Here is a 26,284-nt window from a genome sequence, read left to right on the forward strand (position 1 = left end):
TTATATTAGTTAGTATTTAGTTAGTTTATCCTTTAATCTTTGACTTCACTTCTTCTTTTTTATCACTCTTTACGCGTTTGTCGCCAAGTGTTTTATGAATAAAGTCCGTCATTTTAGTGTATAAATGTAATCTAGTATTTCCACCGTAGATACCGTGATTTTTATCTGGATACACCATCCATTCAAACTGCTTATTAGCTTGCACTAAGGCTTCAACCATTCGCATGGTATTCTGTAAATGCACATTATCGTCACCTGAACCATGTATTAATAAAAAGTCACCTTTAAGTTTATCCACATGGTTTATAGGCGAGTTCCCATCATATCCGCTAGGATTTTCCTGAGGTGTAGTCATGTAACGCTCCGTATAAATGGTATCATAAAAACGCCAACTTGTTACTGGCGCTACGGCTATAGCCATTTTAAATACATCATTACCCTTGAATAAGGCATTACTACTCATAAAACCTCCATAACTCCATCCCCAAATACCAATTCTGCTTTCATCTATATAAGGTAAGGCTCCTAGTTTTTTTGCAGCTTCAATTTGGTCCTCAACTTCGTATTTTCCTAATTCATTTTGAGTTACTTTTTTGAACGCTGCGCCTTTTAATCCTGTTCCTCTTCCATCGACACAAGCCACAATATAACCTTCTTGAGCTAAGTGTTGGTACCAATAGTCATTAGTACCATTCCAACGGTTTGCGACTTGCTGAGAACCCGGACCTGAATACTGATACATAAATAGTGGATATTTCTTATTTGGGTCGAAATCTGCAGGTTTAATCATCCACATGTTTAGCTCGTTACCGTTTACAGAGATTGTGCTAAATTCCTTTTTAGAGGTCACATAATCGTTAACTTTTTGCGCCAATTTATCGTTATCCTTAATGCTCTTAATCAGTTTTCCTGATTTTGAATCGTTTAAAGTGTACTCTTGCGGCGAAGTTGCACTAGAATGTGTATTAATGAAATAGGTGAAATCTGCACTAAAAGAAGCGCTATTTGTACCATCTCGTTTGGTTAAACGCTTTTTGTTTTTTCCGTTAAGTTTTACAGAATAGACATCTCTATTAATTGAGCCGTTTTCAACCGATTGATAAAAAATAGTCTTAGAATCCTCGTCAAACCCGTAATAATTAGTGACTTCCCAATCACCATCAGTTACTTGATTAATCAATTCACCATCTTTAGTGTAGTGATATATGTGATTGTAACCATTCTTTTCACTTGTCCAAATAAAGCTATTATCTTTTAAGAACGTAAGATTGAAAGTCACATCAACATAGGCCTTATCGGTTTCAGCCAAAACTAATTTTGAAGTACTCTTAGCTGTATCAATCATCCACAAATCCAATTCGTTTTGATGACGATTCATATACTGTGCGCTTAACACATCAGCATCGTTGGTCCAATTCAGTCGTGCAATGTAAAAATCGTCATAAGACTTATCTACTTTGATTTCAGTAAGTGTATCAGATTTTAAATCATAAAGATGCAACGATACTTTAGAGTTTTTCTCACCTGCTTTAGGGTATTTAAATACTTGCTGTGTTTGGTACAATCCGCTTCCAAAAACATCCATCGAAAATTCTGGAACTTCAGTTTCATCAAAACGAATAAATGCTATTTTATCGCCATCAGCATTCCAATCAAAAGCACGAACAAATGAAAATTCTTCTTCGTAAACCCAATCCGTAATACCATTAATAATGCTATTCTTTTTACCATCAAACGTCAATTGCTTTGTCTCTCCAGAGCTTAAATCTTTTACATAAAGGTTGTTTTGAAAACCATAAGCTACTTTACTTCCATCAGGAGAAAATGTAGGCTCTTGCACTAAGTTTTCGCTTAGCTTGGACAAACCCTTAGTATTGGTGTCGTAAATGTAATATTCACCCAAAGTTGAACGTCTAAATACAGGTTGAGACTGCGTCGTCAATAAAATTTTAGATTCGTCTTTACTGAAGCTATAATCAAAAAACGCTTGAATACCTTCTAAATCTGAAGAGTTAACAAGCGTTTTTACTTTCTTTAAAGTTTTATAATCGTAAATATCAATTGAAGCTGTTCGCGCACTCCTATCGAAGTTTAAAACAGAGTATTGCTTTCCATTATTCATAGAATGCAAAGCCTGCATACCTTCAGTTCTAAAGGTACCATTCCATATATCTTCTAAGCTAATTTGTTTATTCTGAGCAGTTACAAGAGTCGTAACCAAAAAACCGATGACGGCAATGATGCGGGAGAATTTCATTAATATTTGTTATTTAATAAAGCAATGCCAAGTTTACTAAAAATTATGCAAAAAACACTAATTATTAACAGTAAATCGGCAATATTGCTATACATGCAACACATATTATACCAATCCTAGTATCTTTGTGTTTTAATTGAAAAAATAATCATGCAAAACGCTATTTCTGGATTTTCAAAATTATCTAAAACTCAAAAAATTGATTGGCTTTTAGAGACCTATTTCAATAATGATGAATCCTCTCGAAAACTAGTAACTCAGTACTTTAATTCTGATGAGAAATTACAAAAACTGCATGATGAATTTATAGAAAATACAATTACTAATTTTTACTTACCTCTTGGAGTAGCTCCAAACTTTTTAATCAACGAAACCCTTTATACCATTCCTATGGCCATTGAAGAGAGTTCTGTTGTTGCAGCTGCAAGTAAAGCCGCAAAATATTGGTTAGAACGCGGCGGCTTCAAAGCTGAAGTTATTTCGATGGTAAAAATTGGGCAAGTCCATTTTACATACGCTGGTAAAAAAGAAGATTTACTTAACTTTTTTACAACTGTAAAATCACAACTCATTTCTGATGCTTCACCGATTACCAAAAATATGGAACGCCGCGGTGGTGGCATTTTAGATATTGAACTACGTGATAAAACTGAAGAACTAGACCATTACTATCAGCTTCATGCTACGTTTGAAACTCTTGATGCTATGGGTGCTAATTTCATCAATTCGTGTTTAGAGCAGTTTGCTGAAACATTAAAATTAGAAGCTGAAAAGTCGCTTGAAGGTCAGTTAGATATTATTATGAGTATTCTATCTAATTACGTTCCAGATTGTCTGGTTAGAGCAGAAGTACGTTGTAAGATTGAAGACTTAAAAGACAAAGACATTCCTAATCCTGGGGCTTTCGCTGAGAAATTTAAACAAGCCGTTTCTATTGCAGAAGTTGAACCACATCGGGCTGTGACCCATAATAAAGGTATAATGAATGGCATCGATGCTGTAGTCTTAGCTACTGGAAACGACTTTAGAGCCGTTGAAGCTGGTGTGCATGCTTATGCTTCAAAAGATGGAAAATACACAAGTCTTACACATTGCAGTATTGATAATGGAGAATTCTGTTTTTGGTTAGAAATACCTCTAGCCTTAGGAACAGTTGGTGGACTCACCAGCTTGCATCCGCTTGTAAAATTTGCATTGCAAATGCTTGGAAAACCTTCAGCAAAAGATTTAATGAAAATTGTTGCTGTGGCAGGATTGGCACAAAACTTTGCAGCTTTAAAATCTCTGACAACTACTGGTATTCAGCAAGGACATATGAAAATGCATTTGATGAATATCTTGAATCAGTTTGAAGCCACAGAATCAGAGAAAACACAACTTGTAGAGCATTTTAAAATCAACACTGTTACTCACAGCGCAGTTGTCGAAGCTATTAGTAAAATGAGAAAGTAATGAACTTTAAGAGCAACGGTAAACTTTTACTAACTGGTGAGTATCTTGTACTTGATGGGGCTAAATCTCTGGCTTTACCTACAACTTACGGACAACAGCTTTTAATAGAAGAAAACGATAGCAATTCTATATTATGGAAAAGCTATAACGAGCACCACCAAATTTGGTTTGAAGATGATTTTAAGATTGAAGATATCTTACTAAATAGTGTTGAATTAAAGAATGACATATCTAGAAGACTTTTAAACATTTTTAAAAGTGTAAACCAACTCAATCCTGATTTTTTTAGAATGAGTAAAGGTTTCGCTATCAAAACCCATCAAGACTTTAATCGGTCTTGGGGTCTTGGCACATCTTCAACTTTGATTAACAACATGGCTAATTGGACAAAAGTTGACGCCTATAAATTACTTGAACTTACGTTTGGTGGGAGTGGCTACGATATTGCCTGCGCTCAGAATAGCACAGCTATTACTTATAAGTTAGAAGATAAAAAACCAATAGTAAACCCCGTAGATTTCAACCCTAGCTTTAAGGATAGCTTATACTTTGTGTACCTTAACCAGAAACAAGATAGCAGAGAAGGAATTACCGCCTACAAGACCTATAAAAGAGATTTAAAATCTTCTATTTCAGAAATTAATAGACTTACAGAAGAAATAATTTACTGTGACAACTTGAATGATTTTGAAACTTTAATAACTGAGCACGAAAACATTATTTCTGAAATTATAAATCTAGAACTTGTAAAAAAACGACTTTTTGGTGACTTTAAAGGCGCTATAAAAAGTCTTGGAGCATGGGGTGGCGATTTTGTTTTGGTGACCTCTGAAACCAATCCAACTTCTTATTTTAAAGCCAAAGGGTATGATACTATCATATCTTATTCTGATATGATTAAAGCATAAAAAAAGACTGTCTTTGTAGACAGCCTTTTTATTTATTTCTCAAATTAACTAAGTCTTAGTAAACAGTCTTAGCTCTATTATCTTCTATGTCTGCAGCAGCCTCAAGTGCAGAATACACTTTAGCTTGTACAGCATTTTTTCTAGCGTTATTTAAACGTGCTAATACAGCAGCGTAATTATCTAACCTCGTAGCTTCATTAATTTTCACAACTTCAATAACATAAACACCTTGATTTCCTTCAATTGGTTTAGATACTTCGCCTTGCTTTAATCCAAAAGCTGCACCAACAACTTTTGGCTCAGAACCAGCTCCAGCTAAATTTGGGGTTTTCATTTTTACACCGTTTGCTGCTTTTACAGATTGACCTTGGTTAGCCGCAATATCTGTTAATGTAGAAGCCGATATCTTTTGGCGAATCATTTCAGCTTTCTTTTCTTTAATTACTTGGCCGCTAACAGCTGCTCTGGCGTCTTCAACACTCATTAGGCCTTCTTTATTAACATCAACTAATTGTGCTACAATAAAACCAACACCTGCAACCGGGAAGCTTTTGTAATCGCCAACCTCTGTTTCATCATCAAATGCCCAACGCACCACTTGACGCTGACTACCTAATCCTGGAATATTTTCATCAAGCTCCTTGAATGTTACTGGCTTTACAGTAAGATTACGCTCTTCAGCAAGCGACCTAAAATCGCCATCTTCAGCAGCGATTTCAAATTTTTGCTTTGCATTAAATACGTCATCAATGGTTTTTTCAGAGGCTTCAATCTTACGAGCTACTGTAGCTAATTTAACAGCATCATTAAATCCAGATTGGTCTAAAATTTCGATAATGTGGTAACCAAAACTTGTTTCTACAACATCTAAATCTCCTTTTTTGTTATCGAAAGAAAACGCTTTGAATTCTGGCGCGAATCCTTGGTTGTATGTAAACTCAATAACACCTTCTTTTTCGTTACTTACTTTATCAGAAGACAACTCTAATAAATCTACAAACTTAGAACGTCTGTTTTTTACTATATTAAAAATACTATCTGCAGTAGCTTTTGCTTCTTCAGGTGTTTTTGTAACATCTGGAGCAGCAGCGCTAGCACCAGCATAAGGAATTAAGATATGGCGTACTTTAACTGAATCTGGCTTAGATGCTTTATCTAAAACTTTAGAATACTTGTAGTAACCACCGTCTTTATAAGGTCCATAATAAGCACCAACTGCAGTATTTAACAAACTATCTTGAGCAGTACCCAATTGTGCCGCTCTTAAATATTCATCTGAGTATTTGATATCTGAGTTTGAATTTACAAATGCTTCGATATTATCTGTATTATCAAAACCAAGAATCGTATCCGTACCTTTTGTAGCTTCGTTAAACTCTACCTTATCACTTCTCAAAGCCAATAATTGAGCTTTAAAATTATCTTCATCTTCAGCAGAAGCATCTTCTCTAAATTCAACAAATAAGATTTCTCTAGTTGCATCAACTTTGTAGGTCTCTTTGTTCTTTTGGATGTAAGCTTTAATATCTGACTCAGTAACTTTAACTAAACTGTCTGCTATAGATGTATAAGGTACTTGTACATACTTAATATCTACAGTTTCTGTATCCGCTAAGTATTCATCTTCTGCTTCAGTGAGCGTTGCATTAACACCGGCTTTAACTAAGTTGTAGTACTGCTGAGTCAAAGCGTTGTTAGCTAATTGCTGTTCGTTATTAGTCCATTGCGCATAATTAATGGTGAATGTACTTAATGGTGCTCCTTGAGGTTGAATATCCTTTAAGTTAGCAATAAAAGCATTAAGTTTATTTACATCGAAAATACTATCCTGATTTTGAAATTCAGGGTAACTACCAAAATTGTTTTCTAAAAGCTCACGCATTTTATCTTTTTCAACGCTAAGACCTAATTTCTCGAACTCCGTATTCATTACAATACGTCTTAACTCTTGGTTATAGATATTGTTTTTTGCTTGAGTTTCTGAAGCACTTGGCCCCATACGTTGTTGCATGTTTTGCACAGCTAACATAAACGGCTCTCTTTTGATATCCTCTCCATTAATCGTCGCAACAATATCTTGCGAACCTCCTGTAAACGCATCCGAATTTCTAAAAACATCTCCAATTACAAAGGCAAATAATGCCATTGCAATTACCAAAATTAATACAAGCGAACGCTGTCTGATTTTATTTAAAACTGCCATTTTATGGAATATAGGTTGTTAAAATTAAGTGTGCGAAAATAACATTTTATACCAAATAATAAAAGGATGAGCACTCTTTTTTGAGTGAGGAGAAAGGGATTATTCTGGCTCAATAATCTCTAAATACACATTATCGATTTTTGTTGAGGAAACTTCGGTAATCTTAAACTTAAAATTATCGATTTTTATAGACTCGTTTATCTTTGGAATATCCTCTGTATGATTAACAATTAGGCCTCCTAAAGTTTCGTAAGCTTCGCTCTCTGGTAAGTTGAGTTTATACGTTTCGTTTAGATAATCCACCTCTAGTCTTGCAGAGAAATTATAACTATTCTCGGTAAGTTGTTCTTCAGTAAGTTCTACGCTGTCATGCTCATCTTCAATCTCACCAAATAATTCTTCAATAATATCTTCAACAGTCATCATCCCAGATGTGCCTCCATACTCATCAATAACAACAGCAATACTTTTTCGCTTTTTGGTCAATAGATTGAGCACATCTTTGATACGAATGGTCTCAGGCACATAAACTACAGGAATTAAAATAGATTTAATAGTTTTTGGCTTTTTAAACAACTCAAAAGAGTGCACATAACCCAGAATATCATCTATAGAATCCTTGTAAACTAATATTTTGGTGTAACCTGTTTCTATAAATATTTGACGCAGATTCTCTACAGTATCCGAAATATCAACAGCAGTAATTTCGGTACGTGGTACCATAACCTCTCTTGCCTTTACCTCTGTAAATTCTAAAGCATTCTGAAAAATTTGAATTTCGCTATCTACCTCATCATGTTCTTCTACAGATTCCATCTGTTCGGTAATAAAATTACCCAACTCTACTTTAGTTAAGGCTATCTCTACGGCATCGCCTTCGGTTTTAAAAAAAGTCTTTAAAACAAAATCTGAAATACGGATAACAAATTCTGAAATGAAAGAAAAAACGATATAAAATATATACGCTGGAAGGGCAAAGAACTTTAAAAGCGTATTTGAATAAATTTGAAAAAAAACTTTAGGTAAAAATTCAGCAGTGAGTAAAATTATCATCGTAGAAATAACCGTTTGAGACAATAATTGAAGCTCATCTAATAAATAATTGACAACAGTATACTCTGATGGTAAAAACCCTTGAAACCAACTCACCAGAACATCTCCCATAACAAAGCCATAAATAACTAAAGCAATGTTATTACCAATAAGCATTGTAGTAATAAACTTTGATGGTCTTGCGGTAAGTTTGGACAATAATTTCCCTAAAAAGTCGCCTTGCTTTTTTTCTAATTCTATATGAATTTTATTAGAAGACACATAAGCAATCTCCATACCTGAAAAAAAGGCGGATAAGATAAGTGACCCTACAATAATCAATGCGTTTGTGGACATTTATTTCTGATTGTTTCGGTCTTCGAACTTTTTTCTAAAACGCTTACGGAAGAAAAACATAAATACAGCTAGTGCCGCAAAAAGTAAAGATATATAGCTTCTGCTCCTATCTAAAGACCAATTGGAAATAGCATCCCAAGCAAAGAGAACTGCAAAAATAATATAGGCGTATTGAAAAATTTTTAGTGCTTTAATCATAACGTGATAAATTACAGCATAAAGGTAGTTAATTATCTAGTTCGATATCTCCAGAAAACTCTAGCATTTCCCAAAGATCAAAATTTCTATCAGAATCAAAACCACGGCCAGTAATATCTGTACCTCCAGAACGGAGTCTTACGTTCTCATTGGTATATACCCACTCGGTCGCCTGATCGAAATACATCTGTGTTGTAAAAAGTGAGTCTTTGTTATGTGTTGCTAAAATAACGTTACCTTGAAGGTCTACCAAATCAGTTTCGTCATAGATAATAGCATAGTCAGAAAATATTTTACTCGCGTTGCCATCCTCGTCATAAATAATAAGTTCTATGCCTTCTGGAAATTCTGAAAAAGCAAAATTACGGTTAGAATAATCGAGCATTTTTGGGCTTAACAAATTTGCTCTAAGCTTAAAAGAATCCGTGTATTTAAGATTTATAGTATCTGCGACACCAATAGGCTCATTCTGCAATACACCAACTTGCTGAACATCTTTAAAGTTATTTTTACATGAAAAAAACATAGTCACAGCAATGGCTGTGACTATATTAAAAGTTATATGTAAATAATTTCTTTTCACTTTTATATTAAGGAACTGTAACTGACCTTCCTATCCAACATCCAATTTTGATAGTAGAACCCGAATTACTCGCGGAGAAAATCATACTCTTATCTGGTGCTTTAGCTTCGTAACTCGCAGCACTTTGTGCAGCGGCCTTCTTTAAACGACCATCTACTCTACCTGCTTTACGCGCTTCAGCAGCCGCTAACCAATATACAGCTCTTTTATTAAACGTCGAATCTCCACAATTATTGGCACTAGAGGCATACATTCCCGCTATTCTTAAATGTGGATTACCATTAGACGGATTAAGCTTTAAACATTCATTATATAATTGTCTTGCCTTACCGTAAGATCCTTTCTTTCTGTTTTTCTCAGCTAATCTGTAAACAAGTTTCCATTTTTTTAACGAATCTGTTTGTAAGTCCATAGACTGCTTATAATACTTCTCAGCCTCAGCCGTTTTTCCTTCTTTTTCCTTAAGAACACCTAAATAATATGCTGTATCTGCATTTGGCTCAATGGTATTCTTTTGTTGAACCACTTTAATAAACATAGGGTCATCTGTACACTCTTTAGCATACATCTTGTTCATAGCACGTTGTAACCACTTCGTATCATTTTTCTTCTCGTCAAAATCTTTCTGATATAAAGGGATTAATACTTCACAAGTTGCTCTATTACCTATCTCTGTATCAACACTACCCGAAATTTGGTCATAAGCATTTAGATAACTTTCGTAACTACTTTTTCTTGATGCTTCTTTTTTTGTTAAAGTAGCCCCAGACTCTTCTTTTTGAATTAGCTTGTTAACCTTCTCAGATAATTTCCCAACTTCTTCTTCAATCTTATCATTTACGTCATCGTACTTGTCAAATAACTCCTGTGGAGTTTTCTTACCAGAATCATAGAGCTTTACCATCATTTTAAAATAGATATAAAGTCCTTTAGGGTCATTAAAATTATTTAAGTCATCTGTATAGCCTTTATCAAAGACATTATAAAGCTGCTCATCAGATAACCCCAACTCTTTTTTATACTTATAAGACAACTTTCCTTTTTCATACTGCATCTTACCTAACGGAAATTTAGATGCGTAGTACTGATTGTATTCCTCATATACTTTTAAAAGATCTCTAATGAAATCTACTTTTTCAGCACCTGAACTTTTATCAATTTTATGTTCTAAAATTTTCTCTCCTCTAACATATATTGCTCTATTGAATTGTGGGCATTTAGTTCTAACCTTCATCCATGGCTCATAAGCTTCATCGTATTTTTTATTCTTAGCATAAGAATCAAAAATAGAGAGGTTATTCATACATTCTTCATCTTGCTGGCTGTAACTTGTATTAAAGCCAACAACTAAAGCTATAAGTAGTAATGTAATCTTCGTCTTCATCATGTAAAATTTTGTTAGTTATATTTTCTCTTTTTGAACCATCTATCACTCAAGGATAGACTAACGTTGAAATTAAAAAAGTTTTCTTCTATTAAGTTGCTACTTTTTGTACCTCTTTGTCCATACTCAAAACCAAGATTGATTTCTGAAAACAATCCTGTTTGTGGTCCAATCGGTAATCCTAGACCAAAAGATATGCCAAACTCGTCAATTGATTCATTATTTACAATTAACCCTGTATTTTCAAAGCGAGCACCAGCGCGATAAGTCACTCTTTTAAAGTAACTTGAAAGTGAACGATAGCTCGGCAAATAAAAACCTCCAATTGCAAAAGAAGAAGCATCTTCAAAAGAAGAGTTTGTAGTGCTAAATATTGGATTGTTAAAGATACTCGTATTTTGAGCAACATACTCTGCGCCTAAAAACCATTTAGACGATTCGCCTATACCCAAACCAAAAGAAAGTCGTGATGGTAAATCTAAATCTGTTTCTAGTAAACCACTTGACGCTAAATCAACATCAATCGTATTCTGTACAAACTCATCTCCAAGCGTTGAAACTATAATAGTAGATATTGAACGTTGATTTGCTGAAGTAAGCTTGCTTTCTGGAGCAAAAGTTGCAGTAGCAGAAAGCTCTAGTTTTTCTGTAAGCTTGCCTTTGTATGCAGCTCCAAAATTAAAATTGAGTCCACTTAAATCCGAACGGTTATTTTCTCTTGTTGCAAACTGAACAGGATTTCCTTGATTGTCGTAAATAAACTGAATAGCACTATTTTGGGTGTTTCCAAAATTATAATTAGCATCTACTCCAACTGTAAAGTTGTCGTTAACTAAGTAACCTAAACTAAAAAATACCTTATTAAGTCCTCCTTCTCCTTCATATCTATAATCTACTCTATTATTTTGAGCAGCATTTATGTCTTGAAGCTTATATCCAACGGATGTAAACGGGAGCAAACCAAAACCAGCACCAAAACGTCCAAGAGGAATAGATACAGCTAAGTAGTCGAACGTAGAAGTACTTGCATTTTGAGATTCTGTATTACTGTTTAAGCTTGTACTTGTAAACGTACCTGCTACAGAAAACTTTACTGGCCTACTCTCTCCATCGTAAGGTTGCGCTTGTAAATTTTTACCAGCATAAGATGCTGGGTTTCTTAAGTTAATATGAAGGCTGTCTATGTAAGAACCAATGCCACCCATTCCGCGATTTTCTACTGTACCCTTAAATTTTAAGCTTCCTATTCCGTAAAAAGAATAAGGTGACGCTGTTCCCTGCTGAGCATAAGAAAAACAGCTAGTTATTGCTATAAGAATTACAACAAGTCTTTTAATCATTATTATGAATTAAATTCTAGAATATAATTTAGACCTTCAAGTAGAAAATCTGAGTTGGCAAATATGCTACTTTTTAATTGTTTAGACAACATTTTAGTATCACCACCTGTTAAAATAACTGTTAAATCTGAATATTTAGCACTATATTCTTCTATTACACCATCAATCTCTTTAACAAGACCTATAACAACACCTGAATGAATTGAAGCATCTGTACTATTGCCAGTAATTTTTTTTGGTACTTTAGTTTCTAATAAAGGAAGATTAGCTGTTAGATTATTTAGGGACTTATAACGTAACCGTAAACCCGGTGAAATAGCGCCACCTAAATAAACATTTTTATCGGTTACAAAATCATAAGTTACACATGTACCCGCATCAATTATTAAGACATTGGAATTCGGGTGATGTAAAACAGAAGCACTAACTAAAGCTACTCTGTCGACTCCCAAAGTGGTAGGTGTTTTGTAATTATTACGAAATGGGACTTTAGTTTCAGAATTTAACTCTAATACTCTTAAATCTTGTTTTAGAATGTCAACATCTTCTTTTGAAAGTTTGCCTACTGAAGAAGTTATAGCATTTTTCAATGTAGCATAAGTCTTCTTTAAGTTCTTATACTCGCTTTTAAAATCTGAAAGATTAAAATTTGTTTTGTAAACAAGCTTATTTTTATTGAAAACAGCAAATTTAACACGTGTATTACCAACGTCTACTATAAGATTCATAGGCATTTAAGAAAAGACAAAGTTATAAAATCAAATTTTACAATTTTCTTTTTGGTAATACTAAAAATGAATTTATATTTGCATCCGCTTTAGCAATGAAGCAACTGGTGCCTTAGCTCAGTTGGTAGAGCAAAGGACTGAAAATCCTTGTGTCCCTGGTTCGATTCCTGGAGGCACCACCATCAAAAACCCGATTCAACTGAATCGGGTTTTTTGGTTTTAAGATTTTATGTAAGCTTTAAGGTTTTACTTCGTCCTAAAATATTATCTTGTTTTTTCAATTTAAAACAATAACATTTATATGTCTAAAACATACTACGACCCAGCTGATCTCAGAAAATTTGGAAAAATTACCGAATGGAGTGAAGAGCTTGGTAATAAATTTTTTGAATATTACGGAAAGGTTTTCGAAGAAGGTGCTTTATCAGCTCGAGAAAAGTCACTCATCGCTTTAGCAGTTGCACATACAGAACAATGTCCATATTGCATTGACGCTTACACAAAAGATGGTTTACAACGCGGCGTAACTAAAGAAGAAATGATGGAAGCCATCCACGTTGGTGCTGCTATAAAGAGTGGCGCAACACTAGTACATGGTGTACAAATGATGAATAAAGTAAATAAATTAGACGGATAGTCTTTTATATATGACAAAACTAAAAACGCAATCACTAAAAAAGAGACAGAGCGATTTAGCTAACACTAATAAACAACTCGAAATTTTATCTAATGGTATTTTTCAAAACGGTGAGCTACCAAAGTTTAAAGATAAAATTGCCGAAACCAATCAGTTTCCATTAAAAGCAAAACCATTAGAGATTTTACAAATCAATGTAGGCTACATGTGCAATCAGGTTTGTGAACATTGCCACGTTGATGCTGGTCCAGACCGTAAAGAGATTATGACGCGTGAGACCATGCAGCAAATCTTGGATGTGGTAAAGACAACTGGTGCGCATACGCTCGATTTAACTGGTGGAGCTCCCGAAATGAACCCGAATTTTAGATGGTTTGTGGAGGAAGCTTCAAAAATTGGAGTTAAGGATTTCATTGTACGCTCAAATCTCACCATAATTAGAGCAAATAAAAAGTACTACGATTTACCTGAGTTTTTCAAAAAACATAATATTCATGTAGTAAGTTCGATGCCACACTGGACGCGTGGAAAGACAGACAAACAACGTGGCGAAGGTGTTTTTGACATGTCTATAAAAGCACTTCAAGAACTCAATGCTGTAGGTTACGGTATACCAGGAAGCAATTTAAAACTCGATTTGGTTTACAATCCGTCTGGTGCTTTCTTACCTGGTGACCAAGCGGCAATGGAAAAAGACTTTAAAAATGCTTTGATGGAAGATTTTAGCATTCAATTTCATAATCTTTTCGCTATAACTAATCTTCCAATTTCAAGATTTTTAGACTATTTAATCGCTTCAGAAAATTACGAAGACTACATGTACAGTTTAGTTGAAGCCTATAACCCAATGGCTGTAGAAAACGTAATGTGTACCAATACACTTTCAGTAAGTTGGGATGGTTATTTATTTGATTGCGATTTTAATCAAATGTTAGAGTTACCTGTAAATAGTAAGGTAAAACATATTTCAGACTACAATGAAGAACTTCTAGAAGGAAGAAATATCGTTATCTCCCAACACTGTTATGGCTGTACAGCAGGCGCAGGAAGTAGTTGCCAAGGTACAGTCGCTTAATTTCAACAAATTATGAAAAGGATTTTTTCATCTTTTTTGGTTTTAATTTCAACGTTAGGATTCTCTCAAGAATCGCTTCCTGAGTTATTAAAACAATACAACGACAAAGGAGTTCCGTACATTTCAATACAAGAATTAGCAATGCCTAAAACTGAAGCAATTCTTTTAGATGCTCGCGAACCAAAAGAATATGAGGTCAGCCACATTAAAGAGGCTATTAGTGTGGGTTATGATTTTTTCGATTTAAAAACAGTGACAGACAAAATCAAAGATAAAAACCAACCTATTGTTGTGTATTGTTCACTTGGTATTCGTTCTGAGACCATTGGCGAAAAACTAAAAGCTGCTGGCTACACCAACGTAAAAAATCTTTATGGCGGCATTTTTGAGTGGAAAAACAATGACTTCGAAGTCTACAACTCTAAGAATATACCTACAGACAGTATCCATACCTTTTCCGAAGAATGGAGTAAATGGCTTAAAAAAGGAGTTAAAGTCGCTAATTAACGTTTTGTATATACGAATTCTTTAAATCCTAAATGTTTTAATAACGTCCCGTCTTTATAAAAAAGATCAACATCGATTTTTAAATCATGTTTTCCTATTGGCAAATTATTACTTAGTAATTCATAAGGCAGAAAGAGCTTCGTATCGTTATAAACGGTAGAATCATATTTTGGATTGAGCGACTTTTTAATTTCTAACTGGCCTGATAGATTTTTATAGCCATATTTAGTAGTTTTAATAAACTTATCACCCTCTAATATTCTAATTGTTAAATAACAACTATTGTCCTTCAATCCATAAACAAAAAATTTGTTATGTATTCTAATACCAAATTTATTGCTAGCATCGAACACATCATTTTCTAGCCAAGTCTTTTCATATTTTGCTGAAACTTTAGATTTATCAAAACTAGAACTTGTAGATGTATTTATCGTGGTGTTCTTCTTTTTAACCTTAATATCGTAGAAGTTCCAGCAACTTGTTGTGCTACTACAATCGACCTCTGTTAATGAGTAAATATCTTCAATATTATTTACTTGATTAAAATACAAACTCACAGTCTTAGTTTCGTATGCCTTAAGATTAATTGTTCCAAAACCTGAGGCCAAATTACCTTTCCAACCAACTTGTGCTTTTAAAGCATACCGGTTTCCCTTTTTGTCTGTTAAAACAAAAGGTGATGTTCCGCTTGGCGCGTGCAATGTTGCAGAAATGGCTTTATTAGGAGTAAATTTGAGTTTAACAACGGTCTCTTTCAATTTAGAAAAATTATAAATGTCTACAATTTTCACATAATCTGAATAGCCATTACCAACAGTAACCGTATTGCCTTGTGAATAGATTAGTTGAGCCGAAATAAAAAGAAAGAATAGGATATTTTTTTTCATTCTGAATTACTTTAAAATCTCAAATTAGGTTTTTTTTTCTTAAATCACCCATACGAATAGATAAAAGACCAACTTTATAGATGTTTGAATTTTGCCATTAAAAATCTGTGAAAATTTCTACATACTTTTGTCTCACATATAAAAATTACACATCTTGACTAATGCTTTAATAATATTTACTCGAAATCCAGAATTAGGAAAGTGTAAAACTCGTTTAGCAAAGGCTATTGGTGATGAAGAGGCTTTAAAAATCTACAAACACCTTCTGCAACATACTGCTAATGTTGCTAAAAAAGTAGATGCTGAACGCTTCGTCTTTTATTCAGAAAATATTCAGCAAAACGATATTTGGGACAACGGTTTCTTCACTAAACAATTACAAGAAGGAAATGACCTTGGCGAACGAATGGAAAACGCTTTTGAAACATTGTTTTCAAAAAAATTTAAAAAAATAATTATTGTTGGTAGTGATTTGCTTGATTTAGACACAAACATCATAAAAACTGCATTCGAAAAATTAGATAAAAATGACGCCGTTATTGGCCCATCAGAAGATGGAGGTTATTACCTTTTAGGCATGAAATCCCCAAACCAAAATGTCTTTAAAAATAAAAAATGGGGTACAGAAACAGTGTTAGAGCAAACAAAAAAAGACTTTATTGGCAAAAGCTTGTATGTTTTAGAAACTCTGAACGACATAGATTTTTTAGAGGATTTAAAGCCCTATAAAGAATTTGACTATTTGTTTTAGTTAATAAGTAGCTTTCTAGTTTAATTTTTGAATTTTATATTGTTTCCCACCATTGTTATAAATACTTTTGGAGCTATAACTACGATTTTTTGTCATGATAAAACTAATAGAAGAAAGTACAGAATATCTACAAAGCAAAGGCTTTGAAAGTCCAGAAGTTGGTATCATCCTTGGCACAGGTTTAGGGCAATTACTTAACGAGGTTGAGGTCATTGCAGAAGCTAGCTATAATCACATTCCAAATTTCCCAACGGCTACTGTTGAGTTTCATAAAGGCAAATTAGTCTATGGCATTTTAGGCGGAAAAAAAGTGGTGGTTATGCAAGGCCGATTTCATGTTTATGAAGGCTATTCTCTACAAGATGTAACATTCCCTGTTCGCATTATGGAAAAATTAGGCGTTAAAACACTTTTAGTTTCTAATGCCGCTGGCGCTATAAATCATGATTTTAAAAAAGGTGAAATCATGCTTATTGATGACCATATCAATCTTCAAGGAAGTTCACCTTTAGCCTTTAAAGGTGTTGATAAATTAGGCGAACGTTTTACTGATATGAGTGCACCGTACAATCTCGATATTAATGCAAAGATTAAAGACATAGCGAAAGCTAATAACATCAAATTACACGAAGGTATCTACGCCTCTGTAGTTGGACCTCAGCTTGAGACTCGTGCGGAATACAGAATGTTAAGAACCATAGGAGCTGACGCTGTTGGCATGAGTACAGTGCCAGAAGTTATTGTAGCAAACCACTTAAATTTAAAAGTCGCTGCAGTGTCAGTTTTAACAGATGAATGCGACCCAGATAATCTAAAACCTGTAGACATTGCAGAAATTATTGCTATGGCCGGAAAAGCCGAGTCAAATATGATTACCTTGTTTAAAGAATTAATAAAAAGTTTATAATACAACTATGAGTTATTTAGAAGCAACTAACGATTTATATAAAGAAGCAGCCTTGACACCAGATGTTGGTCTTTGCTGTACCACAAACCCAATTTGGGAATTGCCAGGATTAAAGATCCCAAAAATAATGCAAGAGATGAATTACGGGTGTGGAAGCACCGTAAACGCAAGAGATTTAACCAACAATCCAAAAATGCTTTATGTTGGTGTTGGTGGCGGAATGGAGTTATTACAATTCTCATATTTTAACCGTCAAAAAGGTGGTGTCATCGGAGTTGATGTTGTAGATGAAATGTTAGAAGCTTCTCGTAAAAACTTCAAAGTTGCAGAAGAACAAAACGACTGGTTTAAAAGTGAATTTGTTGACCTTAAAAAGGGTGATGCTTTAAACTTACCTGTTGAAGATAACTCTATCGATGTTGCCGCGCAAAACTGTCTATTCAACATCTTTAAAGCTGAAGATTTAAAGAAAGCTATTGACGAGATGTATCGCGTTCTTAAACCTCACGGACGTTTGGTAATGAGCGACCCAACTTGCGAACAACCTATGAACGATACATTGCGTAATGACGATAGACTACGTGCGTTATGTTTAAGTGGAAGTTTACCAATAGCAGAATACGTAAAAGCATTAACCGATGCGGGTTTTGGAACTATAGAAATTAGAGCGCGTAAACCATACAGAATCTTAGATCCAAAACATTACCCAACAGATGAGTTAATTTACATCGAGTCTATCGAAGTTGCCGCGATTAAAGACCCTATGCCTGAAGATGGTCCATGTATTTTCACAGGCAAGGCAGCAATCTATTATGGTTCTAAAGACTATTTTGATGACAAAAAAGGGCATATTTTACTAAAAAATCAACCCATTGCTATATGCGATAAAACTGCTGGTGCGCTAGCAGATTTAGGAAGAGACGACATCTTTATCAGTGAATCTACTTATCACTATGATGGTGGTGGATGTTGCTAATTAAATTATAAGTCAAAAAAAGAGCGCTAATAAGCGCTCTTTTTTATTATATATCTTCTTAAAATTTAAGCCCTAAAGCTTCAAATAAATGGCTCATGGTCCAAGCCGGGCCAATCATTAAAAATTGTACATCTTTAAGAAAAGATGGCTTTTTACCTTCGTGATTATGCCCAACAAATTGCACAATCCAAGCAACAACAAAAACAACTACCATAACTAGCCATAATGGTGCGATTTCAGAATATTCAATGATATGAATACCATAAAGCACTAACGCCGAAAAGATTAGCATTCCTATAAAAAGTGTAACTGACAATCTTAGATAATAAAGTAATCCCAAAAGAATAACTACAGTACCAAAATGCAGAAACGGCTCCATCCAAGTTGGTGTTTGGTCTACTAAAAATCCTCCCGTTGGTATACTCGCTAATAAACCAATGAGACTAAAAAATATAGCAGGCACACAAACATAATGCACACGTTTATTGAATGTTGTTTGATGGCTCTCTGCATACTCACTAAGCAAACTATCTATTTTTCGCATTTGGTAATCGTTTTTTAGTATTGATGCAATATAGTAATTCTATGTAATTGTGTTATTTTTACTCAAGCCTTTCGACTCAAAAACTCTATGGAAAAGTATTTCGAAATATTTAAAGATTCATATTCTAATTATTGGAATTACCTCAAATACGAGCTCATTGATTTAAACCATTGGGATAATTATTTCTACGGTTTAATTATTATTTCAATTGCCGTTTGGTTACTAGAAATTGCCTTTCCATGGCGAAAAAACCAAGCCATATTCCGAAAAGATTTCTGGTTAGATACGTTTTATATGTTTTTCAATTTCTTTATTCTAAATTTGATAATACTTATTGCGCTTTCCAATACAGTTTCAGAATTTTTTAATGATATACTAAAATCTATTGGTTTAAGTATTGGAAGCCTTCAACTATTTGATGTTGATGATTTACCTAAATGGTTAGGTCTATTGATTTTCTTTTTGGTGTCGGACTTTGTACAATGGAACACACACCGTCTGTTACATCGCGTTCCATTTCTATGGAATTTCCACAAAGTACACCACTCTGTAAAAGAAATGGGTTTTGCCGCGCACTTGCGCTACCATTGGATGGAGCCCATAGTTTATAAATCTTTGCTTTACATTCCAATAGCCATTATTGGTGGTTTTGATGCGCAGGATGTAGCCATTGTTTATTTCTTTTCTATAGCCATTGGGCATCTTAATCATGCGAACTTGGGTTGGGATTATGGATTTTTAAAATACATTTTCAATAACCCAAAAATGCACATTTGGCACCACGCGAAAGAATTGCCAAAACATGTAAGCTATGGCGTTAATTTTGGACTAACCTTAAGTCTTTGGGATTATCTCTTTAAAACCAATTACGTTCCACATAGCGGACGAGATATAGAATTAGGTTTTAGTGGCGATGAAACCTTTCCTAAAGATTTTATTAATCAGGAATTATATCCAATTAAAAAGAAATGAAAGCCCACAATGGGCATTTAAGAACTAACTCTTATGAAGAATAGGTATCTCACATTTTTACTTTGTTTTTTATTAGCTGCTTGCGGAAGCAGTAAAAAAGCCATTGAAAAGACCGAAGAAACCAAAAAGGTTGAGAATGAAATTGAGATAAAAAAAGACATCGACTACGTTATTAAAGAAGATATCGCAGTCGAAAATATTGACCCTAGAGTTGTTCAGGAAGATTCAAAAATTTCCACTGAAAGAAAGGTCGATAGTGTTTACATGATTGATGGACATTTTAAGCCTAAGAACAAACCCGATTTAGGCTTTCATCAAGATTTAACCAAAACGACTTATGATTCGCTTGACGACTTTTGGAGTAGCATTCTAAAAAGAAATGTTTCGGACTACGGAAATGTTGATTATAATAGTTTTAAAAAGGATTACAAGGGACTTCTTTATTACATTAAATTTTTACAAGATTCTATCCCTTCCGAAGATGCTTCAAAAAACGAAAAACTCGCCTATTGGATTAACGCCTACAACGCTTTAACCATAGATTTAATTCTTAGAAATTATCCTGTGAAAAGCATCAAAGACATAAAAGACCCTTGGGACCAACGTCTTTGGAAGTTTGGAGACAAATGGATGAATCTCAACCAAATAGAGCACGAGATTTTAAGAAAAATGGATGAGCCACGTATACATTTTGCTATTGTTTGCGCTTCTTTTTCTTGTCCTAAATTACAGAACAAAGCCTTTACAGCTTCAAATTTAGAATCACAATTAACGAATGCAACAAAGGAATTTTTAGCTGATAAAAATCGAAACATCATCAGCGCAGACAAACTTCAACTTTCTAAAATATTCAAGTGGTTTCCTAAAGATTTTAAAACCGATGGAAGCCTTATCAATTTCTTAAACAAGTACTCAGAAGTTGAAATTTCTTCAAATGCGAAAAAAAGTTTCCTAGATTATAATTGGGATTTAAACGATTAAAACTGATATTGACTTTTCTTCGTAAGTAGATGTATGATTAGCATAATTATTCCCGTTTTAAATGAAGCCGAAACTATTGAGCCGCTCTTGTATCACCTCATAGATTGCGCTCAACTTCAACATATTTCTGAAATAATCGTTGTTGATGGCGGAAGTACAGATGGCACTCAAAACATTATTGAAAATCTTGATTTGAGTATCAAACTACTACATTCTAAAAAAGGTCGTGCTAAGCAAATGAATCATGGTGCAAAATATGCTTCAGGAGATATCTTATACTTTTTACATGCTGATTCTTTTCCGCCGATTAGTTACGACCAACTCATCATTGACGAGGTTAAAAAAGGTAATAATGCAGGTTGTTTTCGTATGCAGTTTGATAGTAAACATTGGTGGTTACGCTTAGCCAGCTGGCTCACACAGTTTAGTTGGCGTGCTTGTCGTGGTGGAGACCAAAGTCAATTTATCACCAGAGCATTATTTGATGATATTGGCGGTTTTGATGAATCTTACATCATTTATGAAGACAATATTCTCATTAACGAACTCTACAAACGGAAAGAATTTGTTGTTATCAATAAAAAAATAAAAACCTCAGCACGACTATACAAGCGTCATGGCATATGGAAATTGCAGTATCATTTTTGGACCATTTATGTTAAGAAATGGTTCGGTGCTTCTGCTGATGAATTGTTTGCCTATTATAAAAAGTATATTGCTTAAATTATTTATGCATTGAATGAGATGCCGAAACAAGTTCGGCATTAATTCAACTAAAAACTTTTTCTGCAAGCAAAACTTTTAAAAAAGTTGAGTTTCATTAAAAGTACTGCCCAATACCAAATACAAAACCATTAGTGGCATCTGGCGTAATACCATAGCCATAATCAATTCTAAAGGTAGCGTTGAAGATTTTTTTGTGAATAAAACGCAAGCCAATTCCGGGATAAATCCTTAAATTTTGAGAATCGCCAAAATCACCAAAATCACCTCCTGGATTTCTCCAACTACCTGCATCCACAAAAGCATTGCCTTGTAGCACAAACCAATCTTTGTCTACAAAGGTATGTCTGTATTCCGTATTTAAAACAATAACTCCTGTACCGCGATCAATAGTATTACCAACACCTCGGATATTCAAATTATTATCTACAGAAAATGGTGCAAATGGCGAATCGTCATTTGAGGCAAGTCCTAAACGCAGGCGGTTTGCCCAATTTCCCTTTTCACCTACTCTTTTAAAATACAAAAAATCATTCCAACCAATTAAAAATTCCGGTAATGCTTCAGACGTGGAAGTCACATACTGAAAATTAAATACACTTTGAAATCCCTCTAAATATTGATAATAATAATTGATGTTGTTAAACTCGTAAATTAACTTATAAAGTACTTTTTTAACAACTAAATCTTGTGGTACATTAGTACTGGTAGCGCCTCTTAAATACTGATAATCTTCGGAAAAATAATTAACCCCAAATTCAAAACGATTATTGAAATTTGGCTGAAATAATGCCAAAGCCTCCATTGAGGTATTATTATACCTATAATCTGCTGTTGTATTATTGAAAAACACAGGTTCTTGCGTGGTTAAATCTTGAAAGTTGAGTGCTAGTCCCCATTTTCGGGAAAACAAATACGGTGCTCTTAAGTTTATGCCATATGAACTAAAAATATCATCTTGATAAAACCCACCAAATGTAATGTTCTGTCCAAATAAGTTATACTCGTACAAGCCTACTCTAAAGGCAAATTCGTCATCATTAGTAGTATACACATTAGCCTGAGGAATGATAGTAAAATTTTCTTCAATATTATAAAAAACGTTATACTCGTTAGGCTTATTCGCTGGAAAAACTTGATAATAAGCATGTGCGATTGAAGGTAATCGTTTCAATAGTTTTATATCTTCTTCTAACTGAACAGAATCTAAAACAGCTCCAACTTTTACTAACGCAATTTTTTTTACAAAAGAAGATTTTAGCTTCTTATTTCCTTGAACTTTTACATCTACAACTGTATTCTCTTGTGCTAGAGAAAAACTGAAAAATAGAAGACATAAAATTGAAGTTAGAAATCGCATAGGTTAGTGTAACGTGGCTAAAATAATATTTCTTAAGAAATGAAGATTAAGATTTGAATGGTTAGATGAGATACCGAAACAAATTCGGCATTAGTGTAACCAGCAGAATAATCTGCGAGTAGAATTCTTGCTTATTCTCGGTCTTACTAAAAGTACTGACCAATCCCAAATACAACACCATTATTTGCTTTATCGCCTAAACTTATTCCGTAGTCTATTCGGAAAACAGCATTAAAAATGCGCTTATGTATAAATCGTAAACCAAGACCAGTAAAAAGACTTGCATTGTTTCCCTCTATTAAATCACCTAAATCTCCGCCTGGGTCTTGCCAAGTACCAGCATCAACAAACGCATTACCTTGCAATGCAAACCAACTTTTTTCATAAAACGTATGTCTATACTCCGTATTTAAAACTACAGATGCTGTGCCTCTATCCACCACATTACCTACGCCACGAATATTTAATTGGTTATCTAATGCAAATGGAGCAAATGGAGTAGTATCATTAGTTGCATAAGCCAGACGTAAACGATTAGCCCAATTGCCTTTTCCTCCAATACGCTTGAAATATTCAAAATCATTTCGGCCAATAAAAAAATTACGAAGTAAATCGTTATTACCGTTTGAATCTAAAGTAAAACTGTATATAAATAAACTTCTGAAACCATCTACGTACTGAAACTCATTGGTAATGTTATTATATTCATATTCGCCTACAACCGAAACGCGGTCAACTCCTAATTCTTCAGGAATATTTTGAGGACGATTACCGTCTAAAAAGTTATAATCTATATTGGCGAAATTTACACCTAATTCAAATCGGTTTTTAAAGTTATGTTCATAAAACACTCGAAACTCAAAAGCGCGACTATCAAATTTATAGTTTACCTCATCATCATTATCTAAAAAAATAGGCTCTTGCAAAACGTTATTTTGATAGTTGACGCCAACACCCCATTTGCGGGTAATTAAGTTGGGCGCTTCCCAAAAGAACCCATAAGAATCGAATACATTTTTGCTGTAAAACCCACCAATGATTTGGTTTTGACCTAAAGAATTAAAATCGAATAGTGATACACGATACGCCAAATCTTCATTAACATCTTGCGACACATTAAGACCAGGAATAATGGCAAAATTCTCAACAACCGTATAAGTTATACTGTAGTTTTCTTCATCAATCTTTTCAAGTTTAGAAGAAGAACTTGCCACAGAAGGTAACAGGCGAAAACGCCTTTCGTCTGATGCAATTCGCGCAGTATCTAATTGACTTCCTTCTTTAACATAGGCTAAACGTTTTAGAAAACTTGTGCGTGTCCGTTTATTCCCTTCAATATTAACTTCTTTTATTGTTTGTGAATGGCTAAAAGTGAAGACAATTGAAAAGAAGAATAAAGTAATGTTGAATTTCATTAGTATTGCTGTTTCATTTTTTGTCGAAAAGATGAAATAACCTTACTAATGTCAGTGAAATTTCTCAAACAAATCCTTTCAATAAAACTTTAACTAATCTTTTTTGGAATAATATACTTTTATCACCTCTTCTACAGGTTTGTTTTGAGGTGTAAACTGATTGTTCTCCTTACCGCCTACTTTCTCATAGTTAATAAACCACTTCCAAATAAAACCACCTGCAAACCAGTCTTCGTTCCAAAAGGTTTCGTACAAGGCTTTTGTAGTATTTACTTGTGCTTCTAGATTTACTTCGGTCATACTGCGGTCGAATTTCCAAGGCTCTTTACCAGAATAATCAACACTTCGATAACCATATTCTGTAAACAAAACTGGTTTTTGATATTTATCTGAAAAACTCTTTATTACTGGTTTGTGCTTTTTCCAACCTTCCATACTTTTTTCAAAAGTTGGTGTTTGCTCATCACTTACTGGGAAGTAGGCATCAATGCCTATAAAATCTAACTTATCCCAAAACGGTGTGCGTCTATATTCGTCCCAATTGGCAGCATAAGTGAGCTTTCCTTTGTATTTTTTTTTAATCTCATCAATTAAATTAGTCCAATATTTTGGGCGCTTTGCAATAAAATTTTCGAGTTCAGTGCCTATACACAATATCTCTGCATTAATCTCCTTGGCTAAGTCTGCATACTCTAAAATAAAACTAGAATATGAATCTTCTAAAGCTTTCCAATCTTCTTCGGTTTCCATATTTAGAAAGCCTGTAAACTCACCACGACGAATCCAAATTTGAGGTTTCACCATGATTTTTATATTCTGCTTACGTAACTCTTCAGAATATTGCTTTGCGCCTGCTCGTGTCTCCCCAAACCATTGACGTTCGGTATTATGAATAATCTCGGGGTTATTTAAACCTCTAATAAACCCAAAAGGCATGACGGCAGCAAAATTGGCATTGATTTTTGTTACCAAAGGTTTAGTGTGCGTTTCATCAACCGGAATACCGTATGCAACAAAACTTGCACCGTTTACTTTTTCAGTTTGGCTGGAGCACGATGTCAACAAAACGGAATATATAAAACAAATTAGGAGCTTAGCTCTATTCATATTAATAGATTTAGACTCCTAAAATAAGTATATCTCTAGAATAAGGCTCTTAAACCAATATTAAAAGTTTGTCCTAAGCCTGTATCGTTTCCTCTTACAAAGTTTGAATATAAAAATTCAACATTCAATTCGTCAGACAATTGATACTTTGCTCCAGCTCCAAGAATGGATGCGTCTTGACTAAAATCGTTAAAGCCTTGGTCGTTTCCGCCAAAAGAAATCAATTGTAAATGCTGTACAAATCCTAAAACTGTAAACTTAGAACTTGGAAAATAACTCAAAAACACACCTGGCGTTAAGCGCAAACTATTGTAGGCAAAACTATCTTGCTCACCAAAATTGTATTCTGTATTAAGCTCTGTAAACAATTGCCAATCGCCACCTGCAAAACTATAATCATAGAAAAAACGATTCTGAAAAATAAAGCCATCTTGGTCTAAAAACACGCCATCTTCAGATTCATTATCAATTAACGGAATATGAAAAGCGGTCTGAATAGTAAAATTAGACACACTTTTTATGGGATTGAACTTTATTGCTGGTGCAAAAGATGTAAAACCAGAACGAGCCGTTCCGCGTTCACCATCAAAAGAAAATACATCTAAGGCATCTCTTCCGCCAATCGCATTTGACCTAAATTCTAGTAAGAGTCCAATATTTACCCGATTACTTTCTGAAATACCTGTAAAAATATCCACAGATGACGTGAAGAATGTATTTCTAGGAATATCAGATTCTACACCATCAAAAGTCGACCTTGTTTCTGTATAAAGATTATTAAACCACTTGATATCCCATTGTCCTTTTTTTAATAAAATTGAAGGTGTATATTCTTGAATTACACTTTTACTAGTTTCTTCATCTTCTTGAGAAAATCCTGTAAAACTTATAGCAATTGCAATTGCTGCGATAATTATTTTTTTCATTTTTGTTTGGTTTGAAAATCCCTTTTTTGGAATTTAATTTGACTCGTTAGTATTAAAATTAAGATTCCCACTTT

General features: G+C 34.1%; 25 protein-coding genes and 1 tRNA gene. 12 read left to right on the plus strand and 14 right to left on the minus strand.

Annotated features, from left to right (window positions below; translation table 11 throughout):
* Positions 1 to 25: 25 nt before the first annotated feature.
* Positions 26 to 2,257, minus strand: coding sequence for a S9 family peptidase (locus BUB95_RS02965; RefSeq protein ID WP_073082827.1), 2,232 nt, complete (start codon positions 2,255 to 2,257; stop codon positions 26 to 28).
* Positions 2,258 to 2,407: 150 nt separating this feature from the next.
* Here BUB95_RS02965 and BUB95_RS02970 point away from each other — a divergent pair, with 150 nt between their 5' ends.
* Complete coding sequence (locus tag BUB95_RS02970; protein WP_073082830.1) at positions 2,408 to 3,709, plus strand: hydroxymethylglutaryl-CoA reductase, degradative; 1,302 nt, start codon at positions 2,408 to 2,410, stop codon at positions 3,707 to 3,709.
* The gene (locus BUB95_RS02975; RefSeq protein WP_073082833.1) at positions 3,709 to 4,617 is read left to right on the plus strand and encodes a GYDIA family GHMP kinase; all 909 of its coding nucleotides are present in this window, start codon (positions 3,709 to 3,711) and stop codon (positions 4,615 to 4,617) included. The genes BUB95_RS02970 and BUB95_RS02975 overlap by 1 nt, the downstream gene beginning before the upstream one ends.
* A 55-nt stretch (positions 4,618 to 4,672) precedes the next feature.
* Here the strand turns inward: BUB95_RS02975 and BUB95_RS02980 are convergent, their stop codons facing one another.
* From BUB95_RS02980 to BUB95_RS03010, 7 genes are all read right to left on the minus strand, one after another.
* Positions 4,673 to 6,820: a SurA N-terminal domain-containing protein gene (locus BUB95_RS02980; RefSeq protein ID WP_073082835.1), complete on the minus strand. Its 2,148-nt coding sequence runs from the start codon at positions 6,818 to 6,820 to the stop codon at positions 4,673 to 4,675.
* Between the two features lie 99 nt (positions 6,821 to 6,919).
* Entirely contained in the window at positions 6,920 to 8,209 is a 1,290-nt protein-coding gene (locus BUB95_RS02985) for a hemolysin family protein (RefSeq protein WP_073082838.1), read from the minus strand.
* Positions 8,210 to 8,407, minus strand: a complete 198-nt coding sequence (locus tag BUB95_RS02990) for a hypothetical protein (protein ID WP_317048451.1) — start codon at positions 8,405 to 8,407, stop codon at positions 8,210 to 8,212.
* Between the two features lie 28 nt (positions 8,408 to 8,435).
* Positions 8,436 to 8,990, minus strand: a complete 555-nt coding sequence (lptC, locus tag BUB95_RS02995; protein ID WP_073082841.1) for an LPS export ABC transporter periplasmic protein LptC — start codon at positions 8,988 to 8,990, stop codon at positions 8,436 to 8,438.
* A 7-nt stretch (positions 8,991 to 8,997) separates the two neighbouring features.
* Entirely contained in the window at positions 8,998 to 10,374 is a 1,377-nt protein-coding gene (locus BUB95_RS03000; protein WP_073082844.1) for a tetratricopeptide repeat protein, read from the minus strand.
* A gap of 14 nt (positions 10,375 to 10,388) precedes the next feature.
* Positions 10,389 to 11,714, minus strand: a complete 1,326-nt coding sequence (locus BUB95_RS03005) for a BamG family beta-barrel-assembly machinery protein (protein WP_073082848.1) — start codon at positions 11,712 to 11,714, stop codon at positions 10,389 to 10,391.
* A gap of 2 nt (positions 11,715 to 11,716) precedes the next feature.
* The gene (locus BUB95_RS03010; RefSeq protein WP_073085045.1) at positions 11,717 to 12,442 is read right to left on the minus strand and encodes a type III pantothenate kinase; all 726 of its coding nucleotides are present in this window, start codon (positions 12,440 to 12,442) and stop codon (positions 11,717 to 11,719) included.
* Positions 12,443 to 12,548: 106 nt separating this feature from the next.
* Between BUB95_RS03010 and BUB95_RS03015 the strand changes: the two genes are divergently transcribed.
* From BUB95_RS03015 to BUB95_RS03030, 4 genes are all read left to right on the plus strand, one after another.
* Positions 12,549 to 12,624, plus strand: a tRNA-Phe gene (locus BUB95_RS03015).
* A gap of 119 nt (positions 12,625 to 12,743) precedes the next feature.
* Positions 12,744 to 13,079: an arsenosugar biosynthesis-associated peroxidase-like protein gene (locus tag BUB95_RS03020; protein ID WP_008270413.1), complete on the plus strand. Its 336-nt coding sequence runs from the start codon at positions 12,744 to 12,746 to the stop codon at positions 13,077 to 13,079.
* A gap of 10 nt (positions 13,080 to 13,089) precedes the next feature.
* Positions 13,090 to 14,154, plus strand: a complete 1,065-nt coding sequence (arsS, locus tag BUB95_RS03025) for an arsenosugar biosynthesis radical SAM (seleno)protein ArsS (RefSeq protein WP_073082851.1) — start codon at positions 13,090 to 13,092, stop codon at positions 14,152 to 14,154.
* A 12-nt stretch (positions 14,155 to 14,166) separates the two neighbouring features.
* Positions 14,167 to 14,661: a rhodanese-like domain-containing protein gene (locus tag BUB95_RS03030; RefSeq protein ID WP_073082853.1), complete on the plus strand. Its 495-nt coding sequence runs from the start codon at positions 14,167 to 14,169 to the stop codon at positions 14,659 to 14,661.
* Here the strand turns inward: BUB95_RS03030 and BUB95_RS03035 are convergent.
* Complete coding sequence (locus BUB95_RS03035) at positions 14,658 to 15,548, minus strand: hypothetical protein (RefSeq protein WP_073082857.1); 891 nt, start codon at positions 15,546 to 15,548, stop codon at positions 14,658 to 14,660. The genes BUB95_RS03030 and BUB95_RS03035 overlap by 4 nt on opposite strands.
* 154 nt (positions 15,549 to 15,702) lie before the next feature.
* Here BUB95_RS03035 and BUB95_RS03040 point away from each other — a divergent pair, with 154 nt between their 5' ends.
* The 3 genes from BUB95_RS03040 to arsM all read left to right on the plus strand — a co-directional run bounded on the left by BUB95_RS03040 (position 15,703) and on the right by arsM (position 18,182).
* Positions 15,703 to 16,299 carry a TIGR04282 family arsenosugar biosynthesis glycosyltransferase gene (locus tag BUB95_RS03040; RefSeq protein ID WP_317048452.1) on the plus strand — a complete coding sequence of 199 codons (597 nt, stop codon included), beginning with the start codon at positions 15,703 to 15,705 and terminating at the stop codon, positions 16,297 to 16,299.
* Between the two features lie 94 nt (positions 16,300 to 16,393).
* A complete protein-coding gene (locus tag BUB95_RS03045) occupies positions 16,394 to 17,206 on the plus strand; it encodes a purine-nucleoside phosphorylase (protein WP_073082864.1) in 813 nt (270 codons plus the stop codon).
* 7 nt (positions 17,207 to 17,213) lie between these two features.
* Positions 17,214 to 18,182: an arsenosugar biosynthesis arsenite methyltransferase ArsM gene (arsM, locus tag BUB95_RS03050; RefSeq protein ID WP_073082868.1), complete on the plus strand. Its 969-nt coding sequence runs from the start codon at positions 17,214 to 17,216 to the stop codon at positions 18,180 to 18,182.
* A 58-nt stretch (positions 18,183 to 18,240) separates the two neighbouring features.
* On the opposite strand, the gene BUB95_RS03055 is transcribed toward arsM, so the two are convergent.
* The gene (locus BUB95_RS03055; RefSeq protein WP_073082871.1) at positions 18,241 to 18,726 is read right to left on the minus strand and encodes an Mpo1 family 2-hydroxy fatty acid dioxygenase; all 486 of its coding nucleotides are present in this window, start codon (positions 18,724 to 18,726) and stop codon (positions 18,241 to 18,243) included.
* 87 nt (positions 18,727 to 18,813) lie between these two features.
* Here BUB95_RS03055 and BUB95_RS03060 point away from each other — a divergent pair, with 87 nt between their 5' ends.
* Genes BUB95_RS03060 through BUB95_RS03070 form a run of 3 tightly spaced genes read left to right on the plus strand, consistent with a single transcriptional unit; the run spans position 18,814 to position 21,402 of the window.
* A complete protein-coding gene (locus tag BUB95_RS03060) occupies positions 18,814 to 19,698 on the plus strand; it encodes a sterol desaturase family protein (protein ID WP_073082875.1) in 885 nt (294 codons plus the stop codon).
* Positions 19,699 to 19,731: 33 nt separating this feature from the next.
* Positions 19,732 to 20,679, plus strand: coding sequence for a DUF547 domain-containing protein (locus BUB95_RS03065; protein WP_073082878.1), 948 nt, complete (start codon positions 19,732 to 19,734; stop codon positions 20,677 to 20,679).
* A gap of 33 nt (positions 20,680 to 20,712) precedes the next feature.
* Positions 20,713 to 21,402 carry a TIGR04283 family arsenosugar biosynthesis glycosyltransferase gene (locus BUB95_RS03070; protein ID WP_073082881.1) on the plus strand — a complete coding sequence of 230 codons (690 nt, stop codon included), beginning with the start codon at positions 20,713 to 20,715 and terminating at the stop codon, positions 21,400 to 21,402.
* A gap of 97 nt (positions 21,403 to 21,499) precedes the next feature.
* On the opposite strand, the gene BUB95_RS03075 is transcribed toward BUB95_RS03070, so the two are convergent.
* From BUB95_RS03075 to BUB95_RS03090, 4 genes are all read right to left on the minus strand, one after another.
* Positions 21,500 to 22,762 carry a POTRA domain-containing protein gene (locus tag BUB95_RS03075; RefSeq protein ID WP_073082885.1) on the minus strand — a complete coding sequence of 421 codons (1,263 nt, stop codon included), beginning with the start codon at positions 22,760 to 22,762 and terminating at the stop codon, positions 21,500 to 21,502.
* A gap of 146 nt (positions 22,763 to 22,908) precedes the next feature.
* Complete coding sequence (locus BUB95_RS03080) at positions 22,909 to 24,177, minus strand: POTRA domain-containing protein (protein ID WP_073082888.1); 1,269 nt, start codon at positions 24,175 to 24,177, stop codon at positions 22,909 to 22,911.
* Positions 24,178 to 24,270: 93 nt separating this feature from the next.
* Positions 24,271 to 25,284: a glycoside hydrolase family 113 gene (locus tag BUB95_RS03085; RefSeq protein ID WP_073082891.1), complete on the minus strand. Its 1,014-nt coding sequence runs from the start codon at positions 25,282 to 25,284 to the stop codon at positions 24,271 to 24,273.
* Between the two features lie 35 nt (positions 25,285 to 25,319).
* Positions 25,320 to 26,210, minus strand: coding sequence for a hypothetical protein (locus BUB95_RS03090; RefSeq protein WP_073082895.1), 891 nt, complete (start codon positions 26,208 to 26,210; stop codon positions 25,320 to 25,322).
* Positions 26,211 to 26,284: the final 74 nt, after the last annotated feature.

The sequence above is a fragment of the Winogradskyella jejuensis genome, assembly GCF_900129745.1.
GTDB classification, from domain to species: domain Bacteria; phylum Bacteroidota; class Bacteroidia; order Flavobacteriales; family Flavobacteriaceae; genus Winogradskyella; species Winogradskyella jejuensis.